The sequence below is a fragment of the Hymenobacter glacieicola genome (genome assembly GCF_014640315.1).
Taxonomy (GTDB): domain Bacteria; phylum Bacteroidota; class Bacteroidia; order Cytophagales; family Hymenobacteraceae; genus Hymenobacter; species Hymenobacter glacieicola.
Genome location: NZ_BMGS01000009.1, coordinates 163556 through 182172 on the forward strand (window position 1 = coordinate 163556; position 18617 = coordinate 182172).

Annotated in this window: 12 protein-coding genes; 3 read left to right on the forward strand and 9 right to left on the reverse strand. The window is 59.5% G+C overall.

Annotated features, from left to right (window positions below; all coding sequences use genetic code 11):
• Nucleotides 1-32 precede the first annotated feature (32 nt).
• The 3 genes from IEW18_RS16870 to IEW18_RS16880 form a co-directional block, all read right to left on the reverse strand.
• Nucleotides 33-2231 (reverse strand): glycoside hydrolase family 97 protein, encoded by a 2199-nt coding sequence (locus tag IEW18_RS16870; protein ID WP_188559044.1) that lies wholly within the window; start codon nucleotides 2229-2231, stop codon nucleotides 33-35.
• Nucleotides 2232-2725: 494 nt separating this feature from the next.
• Nucleotides 2726-5047 carry a beta-glucosidase BglX gene (gene bglX / locus IEW18_RS16875; protein ID WP_188559045.1) on the reverse strand — a complete coding sequence of 774 codons (2322 nt, stop codon included), beginning with the start codon at nucleotides 5045-5047 and terminating at the stop codon, nucleotides 2726-2728.
• 199 nt (nucleotides 5048-5246) lie between these two features.
• Entirely contained in the window at nucleotides 5247-5540 is a 294-nt protein-coding gene (locus IEW18_RS16880; protein WP_188559046.1) for a fibronectin type III domain-containing protein, read from the reverse strand.
• 584 nt (nucleotides 5541-6124) lie between these two features.
• Between IEW18_RS16880 and IEW18_RS16885 the strand changes: the two genes are divergently transcribed.
• Together IEW18_RS16885 and IEW18_RS16890 are read left to right on the forward strand one after the other, a co-directional pair.
• Nucleotides 6125-7069: a zinc-dependent peptidase gene (locus tag IEW18_RS16885; protein WP_188559047.1), complete on the forward strand. Its 945-nt coding sequence runs from the start codon at nucleotides 6125-6127 to the stop codon at nucleotides 7067-7069.
• Between the two features lie 336 nt (nucleotides 7070-7405).
• On the forward strand, nucleotides 7406-9262 hold the full coding sequence (locus IEW18_RS16890) for a M2 family metallopeptidase (RefSeq protein WP_188559048.1): 1857 nt from the start codon (nucleotides 7406-7408) through the stop codon (nucleotides 9260-9262).
• A gap of 78 nt (nucleotides 9263-9340) precedes the next feature.
• On the opposite strand, the gene IEW18_RS16895 is transcribed toward IEW18_RS16890, so the two are convergent.
• The 4 genes from IEW18_RS16895 to recQ form a co-directional block, all read right to left on the reverse strand.
• A complete protein-coding gene (locus IEW18_RS16895; protein ID WP_188559049.1) occupies nucleotides 9341-10060 on the reverse strand; it encodes a GAF domain-containing protein in 720 nt (239 codons plus the stop codon).
• Between the two features lie 95 nt (nucleotides 10061-10155).
• Nucleotides 10156-10875, reverse strand: a complete 720-nt coding sequence (locus IEW18_RS16900) for a pirin family protein (RefSeq protein ID WP_188559050.1) — start codon at nucleotides 10873-10875, stop codon at nucleotides 10156-10158.
• A 197-nt stretch (nucleotides 10876-11072) separates the two neighbouring features.
• Nucleotides 11073-11885: an XRE family transcriptional regulator gene (locus tag IEW18_RS16905; protein WP_188559051.1), complete on the reverse strand. Its 813-nt coding sequence runs from the start codon at nucleotides 11883-11885 to the stop codon at nucleotides 11073-11075.
• Nucleotides 11886-12241: 356 nt separating this feature from the next.
• Nucleotides 12242-14524, reverse strand: coding sequence for a DNA helicase RecQ (recQ, locus tag IEW18_RS16910; RefSeq protein ID WP_188559052.1), 2283 nt, complete (start codon nucleotides 14522-14524; stop codon nucleotides 12242-12244).
• A 158-nt stretch (nucleotides 14525-14682) separates the two neighbouring features.
• Between recQ and IEW18_RS16915 the strand changes: the two genes are divergently transcribed.
• A complete protein-coding gene (locus IEW18_RS16915; protein WP_188559053.1) occupies nucleotides 14683-15027 on the forward strand; it encodes a four-helix bundle copper-binding protein in 345 nt (114 codons plus the stop codon).
• A gap of 128 nt (nucleotides 15028-15155) precedes the next feature.
• On the opposite strand, the gene IEW18_RS16920 is transcribed toward IEW18_RS16915, so the two are convergent.
• A complete protein-coding gene (locus IEW18_RS16920) occupies nucleotides 15156-17009 on the reverse strand; it encodes a glycoside hydrolase family 13 protein (protein WP_188559054.1) in 1854 nt (617 codons plus the stop codon).
• Nucleotides 17010-17248: 239 nt separating this feature from the next.
• Nucleotides 17249-18427, reverse strand: coding sequence for a THUMP domain-containing class I SAM-dependent RNA methyltransferase (locus IEW18_RS16925; protein ID WP_188559055.1), 1179 nt, complete (start codon nucleotides 18425-18427; stop codon nucleotides 17249-17251).
• Nucleotides 18428-18617 lie beyond the last annotated feature (190 nt).

Consider the following 18617-nt stretch of genomic DNA (forward strand, 5'->3'; position numbering starts at 1 on the left):
GCTTTTGCTTAACTAAGATCAGCCGGTGCCGGCTACTTAGCTTCCATCACGCTGATGGCGTAGCCGCCACCGGGGGCGCAGTACTGGCTCAGCTTGGTTTTGCTGGTCACGTTTTGCTTGCGGATCTGGTAGGCTTGCGGGTTTTTCTCGTAATGGGCGTCCTTCTTGTCGGCGTAGATGGTGGCCACGTACTTTTTGCCGGGCTCCAGGAAGCTCAGGTTGATGTTGGAGGTGCGGCCCCGCTCGTCGCAGGTGCTCCCGACAAACCAGTTGGGGCTGCCCTTGGCTTTGCGGGCGTAGGTGATGTAGTCGCCGGGCTCGGCTTCCAGCACCTTGGTATCGTCCCAGTCCACGGCTACGTCCTTGATGAACTGGAAGGCATCGAGGTGCTTGTTGTAAGTTTCGGGCAGGTCGGCGGCCATTTGCAGAGGGCTGTACATGGTCACGTACAGGGCCAGCTGCCGGGCCAGGGTGCTGTGCACGAAGGAGTTGTTCTGCGGATTGTAGGCGCTAACGCGGGTCTGGAAGATACCCGGCGTGTAGTCCATGGGGCCGCCGATGAGGCGGGTGAAGGGCAGAATGGTGGTGTGGTCGGCGTTGTTGCCCCCAAACGACTCGTACTCCGTGCCGCGGGCGGCCTCATTGCCGATCAGGTTGGGGTAGGTGCGCGAGAGGCCGGTGGGGCGCACGGCTTCGTGGCCGTTCACCATGATTTTATACTTGGCCGCCTTTTCCAGCACGTAGTTGTAGTGGTTGATCATCCACTGGTCGTAGTGCTTGTGGCCCAAGGGCACGATGTCGCCCACGTAGCCGGTTTTCACGGCGTTGTAGCCGTACTTGTTCATGAACTGAAAGGCCGAGTCGAGGTGCCGCTCGTAATTGCGCACCGAGCCCGAAGTTTCGTGGTGCATGATGATCTTCACGTTCTTGCTCTGGGCATAGCGGCTCAGCTCCTGCACGTCGAAGTCGGGGTAGGGCGTCACGAAGTCAAACACGTAGTCTTTGTGCTTGCCGAACCAGTCTTCCCAACCGGTGTTCCAGCCTTCTACCAGCACGCCATCCAGCCCGTGCTTGGCCGCAAAGTCAATGTACTCTTTCACGTGGGCCGTGTTGGCGCCGTGGGTGCCGTTGGGCTTCACCTTGCGGTAGTCCACCGAGTCGAGCTTGATGTTCTCCAGGTTGGTGTACGACCAGGTGCTTTTGCCTGTAATCATCTCCCACCACACGCCTACGTACTTCACCGGCTTAATCCAGGATACGTCCTTGAACTTGGTGGGCTCGTTGAGGTTGAGCACCAGCTTGGAGAGCAGAATGTCGCCAGCTTTGTCGCTCACAATTACGGTGCGCCAGGGCGTGTTGGCCGGGGTCTGGAGCAGGCCCTTGTCCCCTACCGCGTCGGGCGTGAGGTGGCTTTCCAGCACCATGTTCTTGTCGTCCAGCTCCAGGTGCATGGCCGAATAGTCGATGAGGGCCGCCTCGTGAATGTTGATGTAGAGCCCGTCCTGGCTCTTGAGCATCAGGGGCGTTTGCACGCCGGTGGCCGAGAAGGGAGTTTGGGAGGCGTTGGGGGTAGTAGCCGCCTTCATCAGCCCGCGCACCTCCGAGAGTTTAGAGGTAACGGTGCTGTACTCCTGGGTGTCGTAGTCGCCGGGCAGCCAGAAGGCCTTGTGGTCGCCGGCCAGTGCAAACTGCGTGCGCTCCTCCTTCACAGTGAAGTAGTCGAGACCCTTCTGCTGGGGAAACTCGTAGCGGAAGCCCAGGCCATCATCGAACAGGCGGAAGCGCACCCGCATCACCCGGTTGGTTTGGGCCTGCGTTAGGGTCACCGCCAACTCATTGTAGTGGTTGCGGATGTTCTTGCTTTCACCCCACACCGGCTGCCAGGTTTCGTCGAAGGTGCGGCGCTCGGCGCTGGTTTGGGTGAAGCCGCTGGTCAGCGAGGTCGTGTTTTTCAGATCCAGGCCCAGGCGGCTGGTTTTCAGCACGGGCCGGCCTTTGTAGGTGAGGCTATAGGTAGGCACGCCGCCCTCCTGCACGTTCACGCTGAGCGTGAACTGCTTGTTCGGCGACTGAATATCCTCGGCCTCGGCTGCACTGCACAACAATAGGCCGCAGAGCAGCAGCACGCCGCGGCTGAAACGGCGAAGAGGTTGCGGCAAGGCGGAGGGTAGGACTTGAGCGCCGGCCTGCTTCCTGAAGGAAGCCGACCAGCTTATGCGGTCAATAAGCATGGTGGGAAGGAAAAGAGAAGGTTCGACGCAGCTTGCTCCGCAAAGGAAGCACGGGAAGATACGCAGCAGCAAGTTGAAGCTCTTCCGGGCGGTCTGCTACGTCCGGGTTGTCTGCTTTCCGTTGCGCTATTGACTACTATTACCAAACTACTATGATAGGTCGCCTATAAGCACCAAAGAACCTCATGCAGAGGCGCAGCCGAAGCATCTCGCGTGCTGATGTTGTGGTAGTAACTCTGGCGTCAGCCGAGCGAGATGCTCCGCTCTGCATGACGGCCGACTACCTGTAAAATGCTGTTGTCCTGAGCCACTAACTGCACGGTCAGGCTTCTACAACTTTAACCTAAAAACAATAGCGCGAAGCCTCCCGAAGAAGCTTCGCGCTACTGCTATAATCGGCTTCCGGAGCACTAACCCGCTCCCCTATTAGCTGATCAGCTTCCGGAAGCCCCCGCGCGCTCGTCCCACAACAAGGCGCAGGTAGTGCCTATCCCTTACTGAGCAGCCAGCTTGAAGGCGGCCGTCTGCACGTCGCGGGAGTTGCCACCCACGAACACTTGGAAGTCGCCGGGCTCGGCTACGAACTGCAGGTTGGCGTTGTAGAATTTCAGGTCCTCGGGCGTCAGGCGGAAGGTGAGCGTGCGGCTCTCCCCCTTTTTCAGCATCACTTTCTGGAAGCCTTTCAGCTCCTTCACGGGCCGCGAAATAGAGCCAACCATGTCGCGGATGTAGAGCTGGGCTACTTCTTCGCCATCGTAGTTGCCGGTGTTTTTCAGGGTTACTTTCACCTCCAGCGTGCCGTTCATGGGGAGCGTGGTGGTGCTCAGCTCGGGCTTGCCGTACTCGAAGGTGGTGTAGCTCAGGCCGTACCCGAAGGGGTAGAGCGGGTCGTTGCTCACGTCCATGTAGCGCGACTTGTACTTGTCCAGCGCCACGCCCTGGTAGGGCCGGCCGGTCATCTTGTGATTGTAGTAGAGCGGAATCTGGCCTACGTGCTGGGGGAAGGTGGCCGTGAGCTTGCCCGAGGGGTTGTAGGCCCCGAACAGCACATCGGCAATGGCGTTGCCGGCCTGGGTACCCGCAAACCAGGTTTCCAGGATGGCGTCGGCGTTTTTATCTTCCCAGGGCAGGGTCATCGGGCGGCCGCTCATCAGCACGATGACCAGCGGCTTGCCGGTTTTCTTCAGGGCTTTGAGCAGCTCCAGCTGCTGGCCGGGCAGACCAATGTCGGCGCGGCTGGCGGCTTCGCCCGTCATGCCTTGGCTCTCCCCTACGGCGGCCACAATCACGTCGGCGCCTTGGGCTACCTGCACGGCTTCGCGGATCATCTCCTCGGAGCTGCGCTTGTCTACGTTCAGCTCGCCGCCGTGAGCATTCAGGCGGTCAATCATCTGCTGGTCGTCGGTGAAGTTGGCGCCCTGGGCCGTTACAATCTTCACACCGTTGCCGGCCACGTTCCGGATGCCCTGCTCCAAAGACACGGCCTGTTTCCAGTCGCCAGCTCCGCTCCAGCTACCAATCATGTCGCGCTGGCGGGTAGCCAAGGGCCCTACCAACGCTATGGTTCCCTGCTTTTTGAGGGGTAGGGCGTTGTTGCTGTTTTTGAGCAGCACCATGCTCTTACGGGCAATGTCGCGGGCATCGGCAATGAACTCCTTCTTCATCATCGTGGCCTTGGCGCGCTTCTCGTTGGTGTAGAGGTAAGGGTCTTTAAACAAACCCAGCTTCCACTTGGCTTCCAGAATGCGGCGGCAGGCTACATCAATCTGCTCCTGCTTCACGGTGCCGTCCTTGAGGTTCTGGGCCAGGTTGCGCAGGAAAATCTCCCCTACCATGTCCTGGTCGATGCCGGCGTTCAGAGCCAGCGCCGATACCTGGGCATCGTCGCCCATGCCGTGGGCGGTCATTTCGTTGATGGCCGTGTAGTCGGTAGCCACGAAGCCCTTGAAGCCCCACTGGTTGCGCAACAGGTCCGTCATCAGCCACTTGTTGCCGGTGGCAGGCACGCCGTTGATGTCATTAAACGAGGACATCATGGAGCCGGCGCCGGCTTCCACGGCGGCTTTGTAGGGCGGCAGGTACTCGTTGTACATGCGCACCAGGCTCATGTCGGTGGTATTGTAGTCGCGGCCAGCCTCGGCGGCCCCGTAGAGGGCGAAGTGCTTCACGCAGGCCATGACGGTATTGGGCTTGCTCAGGTCGTCGCCCTGGTAGCCGTGTACCATCACGCGGGCAATCTGGGAGCCCAGGTAAGGGTCCTCGCCCGAGCCCTCACTAATGCGGCCCCAGCGCGGGTCGCGGGCAATGTCCACCATGGGCGAGTACACCCAGTTCAGGCCATCGGCAGACGCTTCTTCGGCGGCAATGCGGGCGCTGCGCTCAATGGCCTGCAAATCCCAACTCGAAGCCAGGCCCAGGGCAATGGGGAAGATAGTGCGGTGGCCGTGGATGACGTCGTAGCCGAAGATGAGGGGAATATGCAGGCGCGACTCTTTCACGGCCATTTCCTGGAGCTTGCGGGCGGCCGTGGGCGTGAAGGTATTCAGCACCGAGCCCACGTTGCCCTTGCGGATGTTGGCGTCCACGTCCTTGCTTACCATGGGCCCGGTCACGTCGAAGCCCACGGTAATCAGGTTCAGCTGGCCGATTTTCTCTTCCAGCGTCATTTTCTGCATTAGGTCGGAGATGAACTTGTTCATCTTCTCGTCGTCGGCCGCGGCCAGGGTAGTAGCCGAGGGGCCCGACTGATACGCCTGCAGCTGCGGCGTCAGCAGCCCCAACGACATGAGTAAAGCAGTACGAAAAACTCGTTTCATGTGGGAATGGAATGGAGGTATTGAATAGGCGAAAGTCAGATGGTCGGATACTAGACTCACTGCACTAGAACGTCATGCAGAGGCGCAGCCGAAGCATCTCGCGTGCTGACATGGGAGTTATTACCCTACCGATTCGAGCGAGATGCTTCGGCTGCGCCTCTGCATGACGTGCTGTTGACAGCACACTGAACCCACCACGCTACTTCACTTCCACGACGGGAGTGCGCGCGGAAACGCCGTTTTCGTTGAGGGCCTCGATGGAAAAGTAGTAGGGCAAGTCCTTGTCCATGCCTTTGAAGTAGTATTCAGCGGCTCCGTGCACCATAATGCAGCTGTAGAGCTTGTCGGGCGCCACGCCTACGTGAATGTTGTAGGCGTACGCATCGTCGGAAGGAGCCCATTTCAGCCACGCACTGCGCTTGTCCTTCTCGGTGCGCAATACTACAAAACCTTTGACTTGGTTGGGTAGTGAACCGTTGCCAAAAATTTGCAAGCCGTTGAGCGCAAATGCGCCTGCAGCAGTCTAAGCGTACCGCCATTCTCCCATCTAGCCTGAAATATCCTGTCGTGGCGGGCACCGTAGCCTAAACCATCCGGTTCATGAGTAACTGTGTTGCAACTGGGGTAGCTGGGGTCAAATGACTTGTTACTTATCTGACGTCATTGGGGTACCCCTCGGGGTAATTACTGAACTCGGGACCGGACGCGCCATCGTGTAAGTTGTACTCGTCCTGACACTTAGTTATCCAGCTGCACTCCGTCAAGGGGTTAAGAAACGTGTTATTTAAGCACGCGTTGAAGCATTGCCACTTTAGGTTTATAGGGTTGAACTTGAACAAGCTTTTCGTTATTCAATGAGCTGTGGCGCACAGTGGCTCATTTAATGCTAGCAGAGCGGGTGCACATTGGAGCTTGCCTTACTAGTAGTTACCATAATCGTCGAGAAAAAAATACTAGTCTGGGTTCACACGACTTCTTTGCACTGTTCAGCCTTGGTCGCTGAACAGTGATATGCCATAGCGAGCCTCCAATGGACTAGGGGCACAACCCGGCCGCCGGCCGCTCGTTTACCGCCTCATGCAGTATTTCGTTTTTGCCGCCCTGGTAGCGGGCGTAATCTATCTTTTCTACCGGTACCTAACCCGCGAGTCGCGCCTGAAGCAAGCAGCGGTGGCCACCGAGTTTCCGGCCGCCTGGCGGCAGATTCTCACGGAGCGGGTGGCGTTCTACCTCTCGCTCACGGCCAACGACAAGCAGCGCTTCGAGAAGAAGGTGCAGGTGTTTCTGGCCCAAACGCCCATTACGGGCATCCAAACCGACATCGACGAGACGACCCGCGTGCTGGTGGCCGCCTCGGCCGTGATTCCCGTCTTCGGCTTTCCCGACTGGGAGTACGCCAACCTGAGCGAGGTGCTGGTGGTGCCCGACGCCTGGACCCAGCAGCGGGACCCGAACAAGGAGTTTGTAGGTTTGGAAGGCACCCTGCTGGGTAGCGTGCAGGGCTTCCAGACTTCCCACTACATGCGCCTGTCGAAAACCTCTCTGGAGCAGGGCTTCAAGGATGCCCTGGACAAGCAGAACGTGGGTATTCACGAGTTTGCCCACTTGCTGGACGAGGCCGATGGCGTGATTGACGGCGTGCCGGCCCTGGCCCTACCCGCCGAGTTGCGCCCGGAGTGGGAAGCCGTGATGCAGCGCGAAATTGCCGCCATCAGGGCCGGCAGCTCGGAAATCAACGATTACGCGGGCACCAACGAGGCCGAGTTCTTTGCCGTGGTAACGGAGTACTTTTTCGAGAAGCCCGAGAAGCTGCAGGAACACCATCCCGAGCTGTACCAGCTACTGAGCCGGGCCCTGCGCCAGAACCCCAAGAAACGCTTCTTACGCCTGGCCGTGGACCCGCGCGAGTGGATTCGGAGCCTACGTACCCAGCGCAAATTCGGCCGCAACTCACCCTGCCCCTGCGGCAGCGGCAAGAAGTACAAAGACTGCCACTTGCTGCAGCAGGAGCAGGCAGCATAAGCCCTCAGTTTCCGGTGTCATAGCAAGCAGGCAGACGACGCCATTCTTCCTCTGTTTTGTAACCAGCCTAATAACACGTGAACAAGCCCTTGACGTATGGTAGCGTCAAGGGCTTGTTTACGTTTCCCAGGGGTAGCATATTGATCAGGACGCATGGGTTCGTTGTACCTCCTGGCCAGAATGAAGGTGTAGTGTGGTGCGCGCACCAGCCAAACGCTAGCCCTGGCTACTCTGCTACTCGCTCGAACAACGGTAACCCTGTCCGGTTGCGGCCGAAACCGCTGGGCTATGTACCTTCGCCTACCCTGACTTTGTTTTGAAGCCTTCCACTTCCCAATGAAAAAGTACCTCCTCCCCACCCTTACCGCCGCCGTGCTGACGGCCTGTGCCCCCACGGCCAAGACCCCCACGGCTTCCTCTACCCCACCTGCCACTATCCCCGAAGCCGCAACCCAACCCGTAGCCCCAAGCTGGCAGGAACAGGCCGAGGCCTTCCTGAAAGACTACTCTGCTCAGTATCAGCGCCTGTACGCTCAATCATCGGAGGCGGAATGGCGCTCGAACACCCGCATTGTGGCCGGCGACACGGCCAACTCCGGGGCCACGGCCCGGGCCAATGAGCGCATGGCTGCCTTCACCGGCTCGGCCCAGAACATCCAGCGCCTGCGGGAGCTGCTGGAGCACAAGCAGGAGCTAACGGAGCTGCAGGTCAAGCAGCTGCAAACGGCCCTCTACAACGCCGCCAACTCGCCCCAGACCATTGCCGACGTAGTAAAACGCCGCATCAAGGCCGAAACCCAGCAAACGGAAAAGCTCTACGGCTTTGACTACAAGTACCAGGGTAAATCGGTGACGACCAACGACCTGGATGAGTTGCTGCGCAAGGAGAACAACCCCTTGAAGCGCCAGCAAATCTGGGAGGCCAGCAAGGCCATCGGCCCCACGCTGAAAGAGGGCCTGCTGAACCTGCGCGACCTGCGCAACCAGACCGTGCAAGCCCTGGGCTACCCCGACTACTTTACCTACCAGGCCTCCGACTACGGCATGAGCCGGGAGGAAATGATGACGCTGGTGCGCCGCATCAACGAGGAGTTGCGCCCACTGTACCGGGAATTGCACACCTACGCCCGCTACGAGCTGGCCAAGAAATACGGCGTCAAGCAGGTGCCCGACTACCTGCCCGCTTCCTGGCTGCCCAACCGTTGGGGCCAGGACTGGAGCGCCATGGTGGAAGTAAAGGGCCTGAACATCGACCCGGTGCTGGCCAAGAAAGGCGCCGAGTGGCAGGTAAAGCAGGCCGAGCGCTTCTACCAGAGCCTGGGATTCCAGGCCCTGCCGCCCGTATTCTGGGAGAAATCGAGCCTGTATCCCCTGCCCAAGGACGCCACGTACAAGAAGAACAACCACGCCTCGGCCTGGCACATGGACCTGAACCAGGACGTGCGCAGCCTGATGAGCGTGGAAGGCAACACCGAATGGTACGAAACGACCCACCACGAGCTGGGCCACATCTACTACTACCTCACCTACACCAACCCCGAGGTGCCGCCCCTGCTGCGCCAGGGCGCCAACCGCGGCTACCACGAAGCCATGGGCTCCCTGATGGGCCTCGCCGCTACCCAAAAGCCCTTTCTGGCCGGCCTGGGCCTGATTGACCCGAAAGCCAAAACTGACGAAACCCAGACCCTGCTGAAAGAAGCCCTGAACTACGCCGTGTTTATTCCCTTCGCCTCGGGCGTGATGAGCGAGTGGGAGAACTCCTTCTACGCCGACAAGCTGCCCCAGGACCAGTTGAATGCTCGTTGGTGGGCGCTGGCCAAGCAATACCAGGGCATTGTGCCGCCCACCACGCGCGGCGAGAACTACCTGGACCCCGCCACCAAAACCCACATCAACGACGACCCGGCCCAGTACTATGATTACGCCCTGTCCTACGTCATTCTGTTCCAGCTTCACGACCACATTGCCAAGAAAATCCTGAAGCAAGACCCGCACGCCACCAATTACTACGGCAGCAAGGAGGTAGGCCAGTTCCTGGCCGACATCATGCGCCCCGGCTCCAGCAAAGACTGGCGCGCCGTGCTCAAGGAGAAAACCGGCGAAGACCTCTCGGCCCGCGCCATGGTCGAGTACTTCCAACCCCTAATGACCTACCTCAAGCAGCAGAACAAGGGCCGCAAGTACACCATGTAGCCTAAGCGCCTGCTCAGAAAGCCAGAAAGCCAGATTCCTACCACAGAATCTGGCTTTTTTGTTGAACTACTGCTCCTACTACGCCGCTGAGGGCACTTCCCGCATACGTCGCTCCAATACCTTGCCTACGCCCGTGAGGCGGCGCAAAACGAGGTCCTGCACCTCCGTATCGTCGAGGTTGATGCCGTGGTTGCGGGTGTTGAGGTAACGGGTAAGGGTCGCGTTGTCGTCGAGGGTTTCCGCCAGTTCCTGCTGAGCGTCCTGCCACTGGTCGTCCTGCTGGTTGTGCAGGTATTGAAAGCGCAGTTCCACCGTCTGGCTTACCAGATGAGCCAGGCGGGTGAGCACCTCTTCCTCGGCGCCCGAAAGCGTGCGGTGCTCCCGGCCAATGACGGCCATCATGCCAATGCGGGCCCCGTCGGGCATGCGCAGGGCCGAGCCCGCGTAGAAGTTCAACCCGAAGGCCTGGGCTACGTCGGTGCTGATGAGGCGGCAGCTTTCGGCGGAATAGTCGGCCGTAACAACCGGAGCATCCAGCAGAATAGCCGCCGAGCACATGCTATCTGTACGCACAAGGCCGGGCACGCCCTCGGCCCCGGTTACGGCCTTGAAGTGCACGTAGTCCTCATCCACGAAGGAAATCAGGGAGATGGGCGTGTTGAACAGCTGCGCCGCCCAGGCCACGTAGTCGTCGAAAATCTTCTCCGGGGTGGTGTTTACTATTTGGTACATATGCAGCGCACGCAGGCGCGCCACTTCATTTTCAGGTACCAGGCGGTCGGGGAAGATATTCGGCATAGGAATACGTTTAAGCAATACAACTTAAGCAACACGGCGGGTTGGCAGTTAGCTTCTAACTACCAACCCGCCGGAAGGTTACGGGGTAGCCCGCCTTAGTAATTGGCCTCGCTGCCGGGCAGGTCAATGAGGATAAACTGGGCGTCTTTGCTAGCCCGAATTTCCAGCACGTTTTCGTCGGTTGAGCGAACCTGGTCGTTGGGTCCAATGTCAACGCCGTTAATATAGAGCGTGCCTTCTTTCACGTAAATAAAGGTGTTGCGAATGGGGAATGTCTTGAACGTCACCGTCTTACTTTCCGCCAGATTACACCAGTAAATGGTGCTATTGGAGTTCATATACACCACATCTTCCAGCACCTTCTGGCCGGATACCAGGGGTATCAACTCGTTTTTCTTGTCCAGAAAATCCACGTCCTTCTGCTCGTAGCTCGGCGAGAGGCCTTTCTGGTTGGGAATAAACCACAGCTGGTAAATGTGGGCGGGCTTGTCGGTGGCGTTTTGCTCGGAGTGGGCCAGGCCGGTGCCAGCCGTCATGCGCTGCACCTCCCCTTTCTTGATGGTTGCCTTGTTGCCCATGGTATCGACGTGGGTAAGCTCCCCGTCGAGCACCAGGGTCACGATTTCCATTTCGGAGTGCGGATGCTGGGGAAAGCCCGCGTTGCCCTGAATGGTATCATCGTTGAACACGCGCAGGGGCCCGAAATGTAAGTTCTGCGGGTCGTAATAATCGGCGAAGCTGAAGAGGAAGTAGCTGCTGAGCCAGTTCACGGGGGCAGCATGATGGCGGTCGGTAGCGGGGAGGAGCTTAAGCATCGGGGAGTAGCAGTTCGTTGGTGGTTGCGTTGCGCTTACGCGGCGCGGGCATGGTTAGTTAAACGATAAATCGTATTCCATAGATACTGCCCGACTAGGGGCAGAATTTTATACAGATTTATGGGTGCTGCTACATGCAAAATACCCGCCCAGCAGAGGCCGGGCGGGTATTGCAGACTAGTCGGATGCTTACTCGCTTATACTTTCTTCATGGTGCTTACCTGCTGCTGCAGGTCCAGCACAATGCTGGCCAAGCGGTTGAGCGAGAGGTCAGCAATGGGGAAGGTGCTGCTGATGTAGGCTTTGGCTTCCCAGATTTCTACCACGTCCTCCACGTCAATCTGGTAGGGCGAGTACAGCGGGTTATCGGAGTGCAGGGCCAGCATGGCGGCATCCTTCAGGCGGTTGAACACGCGCTTGAACACGATGCCTTCCTTGGAGCTGACCACGATGCACGGGGTACCATCCTTGATGCTCATCCAGTCGTCCACGTAGCGGCCCACGATAACGGTGCCGCTGGCAATGGGTAGCATGGAGTCACCGGCAATTTCGAAGGCGCGGTACGTGCCCGTGTTGCCCAGCATGGGCAGGCGGAACTTGGGCAGTTCCTCCAGGTACTCCGGATCGGCGTAGCCGTTGAGGTAGCCGGCGGCAGCTTTCTGGGGCACCAGCTCAATGTTTTCGTTCTGCTCCCGGTCAACTGTGAGGGCCAGAATGCGCAAGTTGTTACCAGCGCGCGAGGTAGCGGCTTCCGTGGTGGCGGCGGCCGTCTGGGCTTGCAGCTGGAGTGCTGCCTTAGCATTCTTTTTCTTGCTAAAGTCAGTGGTTACCAGGGCATCCAGGGAAATGCCGAACAGGCGGGCCATGTTCACGAGGGTCGCGAGCTTGGGCTCAGCGCGGCCTTCTTCGTAGGCGCCCACCAAAGAGCGTTTGATGCCTAGTTTTTCGGCCATCTGCGCCTGCGTAAGGCTCAGTTCGCGCCGCCAGAATTTGAGGTTAGTGTTAATCATAACGCAGGGGGAGCCGGGAGAAATGGCTGCAACGGCAAAACAGGTACCGGCTCACGAAGGTACAAACCGTACTACGCGAATACTAATTCAATTAGCTGGAATTTTTGCTAAAAAAATTTGGCTCCCTACCCAAGCCACCTGAGCCGATAGAATTAGCAAGCCCCAGCGGGGCGGCATAACAATAGCCACTATGGCTTCGAGAACAACACCCCAGCCGAGCAAGCCCACCCATCGAACGGTTGAAGCTGCTCAGCCGGGGCGCTGACAAAAGCTTGCCCATGAGGTGGCTACCAATACAGTACCCCGTTGGGCTGCTAGGCCCAGTATACGGACAAACTCACTCGTTTACTACCTAGCTATTCCCCGCGCAACTTCTTAAAGTACATCAGGGCCAGGCGGAGCTTAAAGTAGTCGTACTGCTCGCGCAGGTGGTCGAACAGGTCGCGCAGCATGGGGCTGCCCCCAAGCTGGGCCTGGGCCGTCTGGATTTCGGCTAGTTCCTGAGGTTTCAGGAAGTCCTCGATGCGCAATTCCAGGCCTTTGGCGTAGCAGGTAGTTAGGTGGGTTTGCACCGTGGAAATGGCCAGGTCCCGGCGCTGGGCAATGGCCTCTACGCTCAGGCCCATGCGGTGCAGTTGGTGGGTGGTTTCCATGGTGCCATTCACCTCGCCCGTGGCTTCTTTGGGCTCCTTGGCTTCCTTCTTACGGGCAGAAGCCTTGGGGGCCTTGCTATACTCGTCCGGGTCGAGGCTAACCGCATCTTCGTCGAAATCCAGCTCGGCCGCCGCCGCGGCGGGGTTGCCGCCGTGGGCCAGCACTTCCCGAATAAAGGCCTCGCCGTAGGTTTCAAACTTTTTCATGCCTACCCCCGAAATGCTGAGCATAGCCACCCGGTTGATGGGTCGCTCCGCCGCCATTTCCTGCAGGGTTGAGTCGGTGAAGATGACGTAGGGCGGTACGCCTTGCTCGTCGGCGATGCGCTTGCGCAGGGTGCGTAAGGCCTCGAATAGCTGGGCTTCGCGGCTGACCGGTGCCGCCTTGGCTGGGGCGGCTGCTTTGCGGCCGCGCGGGGCTTTTTCGGCCTTCTCGGCGGGCTGGAATTTCTTCATCGGCAGGGTGCGCTGGCCTTGCAGCACTTCGCGGCCCAGATCCGTGATTTTCAGCGCGTAGCCTTCCTCGTAGGCAATATAGAGCAGGCCATCATTGAGCATCTGATGGATGTAGCTGTACCAGTCGAGGTAGGCCAAGTCGCGGCCGGCCCCGTAGGTTTTAATCTGGTCGAGACCCTGGCTGAGCACGGCCTGGTTGCGCATGCCGCGCAGCACGTCAATGAGCAGGTTGATGCTCAGCCGCTCCCGCCCGCGCACTACCGCCGACAACGCCTTCTGAGCCAGCTCCGTGCCATCGAAGGTAGTGGGCGGGTTGCGGCAAATGTCGCAGTTGCCGCAGTCGGTGGCCAGGGTTTCGCCGAAGTAGTTGAGCAGAATTTTGCGGCGGCAGGAGGCCGCTTCGGCAAACTGCTGCATGCGCTCCAGCTTGGTGAGGTTGAGCTGGGTCAGGGTAGGGTTTTCCTTGGTGAGCATGTCGCGCAGGCTCATCACGTCGCCGAAGGAGTAGAACAGCACGGCCGTAGCGGGGGCTCCGTCGCGGCCGGCGCGCCCGATTTCCTGGTAGTAGCCCTCAATGTTTTTGGGCAGATTGTAGTGAATCACCCAGCGCACGTTGCTCTTGTCGATGCCCATGCCAAAGGCAATGGTGGCCACGATTACCTGCAAATCGTCCTTGAGAAAGGCTTCCTGCACGGCCCCGCGCTGGTTGGGCGTCATGCCGGCGTGGTAGTAGCCGGCCTTGATGCCCTTGGCCTGGATTTTCTGGGCCAGGGTTTCGCACTGCTTGCGCGAGAGGCAGTAGATGATGCCGGCCTCGCCCTGGTGGCGCTCCAGAAACTCCAGAATGCCGCCCACCCGGTCCTGGCCGGGGCGCACAATCAGGTTGAGGTTGGGCCGGTCGAAGGAGGAAAGAAAGACGCGCGGGTTATTCAGGCGCAGCTGCTGCTGAATGTCGCGCTGGGTGAGGCGGTCGGCGGTGGCGGTCAGGGCAATGATGGGCGTGGCGGGGAACTGCTCGCGCAGCACCCGCAGCTGGGTGTACTCGGGCCGGAAGTCGTGACCCCAGGAGCTGATGCAGTGGGCCTCGTCAATGGCGAACATGCTGATGCGCAGGCGCCGCAGGAAAGTCAGGAAGCCTTCCGAGAGCAGTTTTTCGGGCGAGACGTAGAGCAGCTTAAGGTAGCCGTTCAGGCAGTCGGCGGCAATGTTGTTCTGCTCGCTCTGGCCCACGCTGCTGTTGATGTAGGCGGCCGAAATGCCGTTGGCTTTCAGGGCTTCCACCTGGTCCTTCATCAGGGCAATCAGGGGCGAGACGACCACGCAGACGCCCTCCTGCACCACGGCCGGCACCTGGAAGCAGATGCTCTTGCCGCCCCCGGTGGGCATGAGCACCACCGTGTCCTGCCCGCCCATGATGTTACCGATGATGTCTTCCTGCATGGGCCGGAAGGAGTCATAACCGTAGTATTTCTTTAATACCCGGCGGGCAGATTCAAGGGTAGGAGCGAGAGGTTCGGCAGCAAATAACATGGGGTAAAGATAGGGCTAAACGCGGCGGGGTGAAAGAATGAAAATAACCAACCTCGGGCAGAAATCGTGCACTTTGCTGGCGCAATCGTACACACCCGAACCAAAGGCGGGCGCGTACAAACAGGTAGCGTTTTCTTTTCACTTATTACCCAGTCGCCATGCCTACCTCCCCTGCTGCCCCGGCCCAACGCGTTGTTATTCTGGATGCCCTGAACCGCTGCGTAGCCACCTGCGAGTACTGTGCTACTGCCTGCCTTGGAGAGGAAGATGTGCAAATGATGGCCGCTTGCATTCGCCTCGACCGGGACTGCGCCGACATTTGCGCCCTCACGGCCCGCCTGGTCGCCCGCGACTCGGAGCACGCCAAGCATGTGATGCGGGAGTGCATCGAAGTCTGCCAGAAGTGCGCCGACGAATGCAGCCAGCACCAGGATCCGCACTGCCAGGACTGCGCTACCGCCTGCCGCGCCTGCGTGGAAGCCTGCCGGCAGTACCTGGGGTAGCCGCCAGGCGGCACCCGGAGAGCAATAACCATTAGTGGCATTTCGGGCCCAGCGGGGAAGCTGGGCCCGAAACGACAGTTTGTGTCTAACGTAGTTGGCTTTAAGCAGTGCCGTCTTCGCTGGTTTTCCTACTTCACCAGCTCCAGCACGACGGCCGTTTTAGCGGGTAACTGCAGGGTGTTAAGATTGTTGAGCGTCTCATTCGTGAGGACGTTGTGGGCCTTGCTGAAGCCGCTCATGCGCTCCGAGAAGCGGCCGGTGGGCAGGGCCACGGGCTTGTCGGTGGTGTTGGTGGCAACCAGTACGGTACCGGTCGCGTCGTAGCGGAAATACACGTAGGTGCCGTTTTCCGGCAGATACTGCATGAGCTTGCCGGTACTCAAGGTTTTATGGTCGCGGCGGTAGGTAGCCAGAGTGCGCACGAAGGTAAAGGCCTCGTTTTCCCGGGCCGTGCGGCCGGCCGCCGTAAACTTGTCTTGCTGGTCGCCGGGCCAGCCGCCGGGGAAGTCCTTGCGCACCTCGGCATCGGTAGGGTTCTTGAGGTTTTTCATCAGGATTTCCGTGCCGTAGTACATGCTGGGAATGCCACGCGTGGTGAGCAGCCAGGTAAGACCCATTTTGAACTTGTCGAAGTCCTCCCCCATCACCGACAGAAACCGGTCGTGGTCGTGGTTATCCAGGAAGGTTACCAGCTTGGTAGGGTCCTGGTACACAGCATCCTGGGCCAAAGCCTCGTACATGCGCTGGGCACCGCCTTCCTTCAGACCTTCCACCATGGCCCCCTCCAGCACAAAATCGAGGCCACCAGGCTGGTTGGACTTGAAGGGGAAGTTAATATTGTTGCGCACGTAGTAGGACTGGTCCACGACGTTGTTCACCGACGACTCGCCGAAGATGTGGATGCGCGGGTACTCCGCCAGCAAGGCCGCGTTGCAGCGGTTCATGAAGGGCTGGTCGTTGTACATATAGGTGTCGATGCGCCAGGCATCAACCCCAAAATTCTCCACCGACCAGATGGCATGCTGAATCAGGAAGTTGGCCACGTAAGGGTTCTGCTGGTTCAGGTCGGGTAGGAAGGGCACGAACCAGCCGTCCAGCGTAATTTTGCGGTCAATCTGGGAGGCGTGCGGGTCGGTGATGGGCTGCTGCCGATAGGAGGTGTTAGTGTAGGTAGGCCACTGGTGCAGCCAGCTTTTCATGGGTAAGTCCTGAATAAACCAGTGCGTGTTGCCAATGTGGTTATACACGGCATCCTGCACCACTTTCAGGCCGGCGGCGTGGGCCTGCTGCACGTAGGCCTTATAGGCCGCATTGCCACCCAGGCGCCGGTCGATGGCGTAGTGGTCGGTGAAGCCGTAGCCGTGGTAGGAAGCGCGCATGGTGCCGCCCTCGTTGGTCAGGGGCTGGTTGTTTTCGATGACGGGCGTAAACCACACGGCCGTGATGCCCAGGTCTTTCAGGTAGCCCAGGCGCTGGGCAGCGCCTTGCAGGTCGCCGCCGTGGCGCAGAAACGGATTGGCGCGGTCGGAGCTGGGGTCGCGCATATCCGCGAACTTGTCGTTGCTAGGGTCCCCGTTGGCAAACCGGTCGGGCATGGCCAGGTAAATGAAGTCGGCCTGCGTGACGCCCTGGCCTTTCGGGGCATTGTCGCGGGCCTTCAATTCCCAGCTCTGCGTAATGGTTTGGGTGCCTTTCTTCCCAATCAGCTTTACTAGACCTGGCTTGGCGGTAGGAGCAATGCTGAGGTCAAGAAAGGCGTAGTTGGGGTTCTCGACGGTGTTGGCTTTCACCAGCTTTACGCCCGGGTAGGCAATGGTGTAAGTGAGCGTGCCGGCCTGGGGGCCATAGACCAGCAGCTGCACGCTGGAGTTTTTCATGCCCACCCACCAGTTCGTGGGGTTCAGGCGGGTAATGGACTGAGCAACGGCATGGAGCGGCAGCAGCGCGGCAGCCAGCAGCAGGCGTAGTATAGTTTTCTTCATAGGAGCGAGGAGGTGGGATTGTTCTGTTGGGAAGATACTACGAGCGCAAAGTAGTTCCTTATCGAGCAGCACGTTATAGCATGCGGCACGTCATTCCGAGCCCCAGCGAGGAATCTCGCGTGCTGACGTTGCAGTGGTAATTCAACATCAGCACGCAAGATTCCTCGCTGGGGCTCGGAATGACGTTCATGTTGGCTTACTAAGACGCTAAACCATTAACTCTCCATTTTACCACCTCACTATTTCACCTTTCGCGTGCCCTGGTAGAGTTCGTACTTGAGCAGGCGGCAGTCGATGGGGCCGTTGTAGAGCGGGATGCGGCGGGAGGCTTTCAGGCCGATGCGCTTGGCCGCTTCCAGGTTGCCGGTGAAGATGTAGGCGTCGTAGCCCTGGAAGCCAGATTTCAGGGTGTCGCCGATGGTTTTGTAGAGGGCGTCCATTTCGGCTTCCTCCCCAATTCGCTCCCCGTAGGGCGGGTTCATGATGACGATACCGGGCTCTTCCTTGGCGGGAGCTTTGGCCTCTTTTACGTCGCGCACGCCCAGGCGGATAAAGTCTTCCAGGTCGGCGGCGGCCACATTTTCGCGGGCCAGCTCAATGAATTCGCGGGATAAATCGGAGCCGGCCAGGTAGGCCTGGGGCTCTTCTAGGCGGGCCTGACGGGCATCGAGTTGCACTGATTCCCAAAGGGCGGCGTCGAAATCAGCCCAGTTCTCGAAGCCAAACTTGCCCTGGTGGTAGAGGCCGGGAGCAATGCGCTGGGCAATCAGGGCGGCTTCGGTCAGGAGCGTGCCGGAGCCGCACATGGGGTCAATGAGGGGCTTGCGGCCGTCCCAGCCGGTGAGCAGCAGCAGGCCCGCGGCCAGGGCTTCGTTGAGCGGGGCCACGTTGGTTTGCTGGCGGTAGCCGCGCTTGTGCAACGACTCGCCCGAAGCGTCCAGGCTCAGGGTCACCTCGTTCTCAATCATGTGCAGGTGCAGCCGAATGTCGGGGTTTTTCACGTCCACGCTGGGGCGCGAGCCGGTGCGGTTGCGGAACTGGTCCACGATGGCGTCCTTGGTGAGCTGGGCCACAAACAAGGAGTGCTCGAACGTGGACTTGTTCACGACGGCCGTGATGGCGAAGGTTTGGTCGGGCCGAATGAAGCGTTGCCAATCCACTCGGCTTACTTCGCGGTACAGGGCTTTTTCGTCGCGGGCGTAGAAGCCGGCGAAGGGCCGCAGGATGCGCATGGCCGTGCGGCACCACAGGCAGGCCTCGTAGAGCAGTTGGGTGTTGCCCGTAAACTCAATGGCCCGCTGACCCACCTTTTCAATTTTTGCCCCCAGCTGGCGCAGCTCCTCGGCCAGCACTTCTTCCAGCCCGAACTGGGTAGTGGCAGTCATATAAAACGGGGCGGAGCGGCGGTTATCGGCCATAGGAAAGCGGGTAGAGGGCAAGAGTACGGCCGCAAAGGTCGGGAAAGAAGCGGGTGAAACGGCGCGGCCGGCGCAACTTTGCTTTGGTGCGGGTGCCTGGCTCCCGTTGCTGGGTCAGGACGAAGTGGGCGGCAACTGTCAGAGCGAATTAGCGCTAGTTGCAAGCACCTTTGCCCCACTAAACCGCGAA

Coding starts and splice junctions, on each gene's coding strand:
- IEW18_RS16870 (WP_188559044.1), bottom strand. CDS start 2,231: ATGCTTATTGACCGCATAAGCTGGTCGGCTTCCTTCAGGAAGCAGGCC.
- bglX (WP_188559045.1), bottom strand. CDS start 5,047: ATGAAACGAGTTTTTCGTACTGCTTTACTCATGTCGTTGGGGCTGCTG.
- IEW18_RS16885 (WP_188559047.1), top strand. CDS start 6,125: ATGCAGTATTTCGTTTTTGCCGCCCTGGTAGCGGGCGTAATCTATCTT.
- IEW18_RS16890 (WP_188559048.1), top strand. CDS start 7,406: ATGAAAAAGTACCTCCTCCCCACCCTTACCGCCGCCGTGCTGACGGCC.
- IEW18_RS16895 (WP_188559049.1), bottom strand. CDS start 10,060: ATGCCGAATATCTTCCCCGACCGCCTGGTACCTGAAAATGAAGTGGCG.
- IEW18_RS16900 (WP_188559050.1), bottom strand. CDS start 10,875: ATGCTTAAGCTCCTCCCCGCTACCGACCGCCATCATGCTGCCCCCGTG.
- IEW18_RS16905 (WP_188559051.1), bottom strand. CDS start 11,885: ATGATTAACACTAACCTCAAATTCTGGCGGCGCGAACTGAGCCTTACG.
- recQ (WP_188559052.1), bottom strand. CDS start 14,524: ATGTTATTTGCTGCCGAACCTCTCGCTCCTACCCTTGAATCTGCCCGC.
- IEW18_RS16915 (WP_188559053.1), top strand. CDS start 14,683: ATGCCTACCTCCCCTGCTGCCCCGGCCCAACGCGTTGTTATTCTGGAT.
- IEW18_RS16920 (WP_188559054.1), bottom strand. CDS start 17,009: ATGAAGAAAACTATACTACGCCTGCTGCTGGCTGCCGCGCTGCTGCCG.
- IEW18_RS16925 (WP_188559055.1), bottom strand. CDS start 18,427: ATGGCCGATAACCGCCGCTCCGCCCCGTTTTATATGACTGCCACTACC.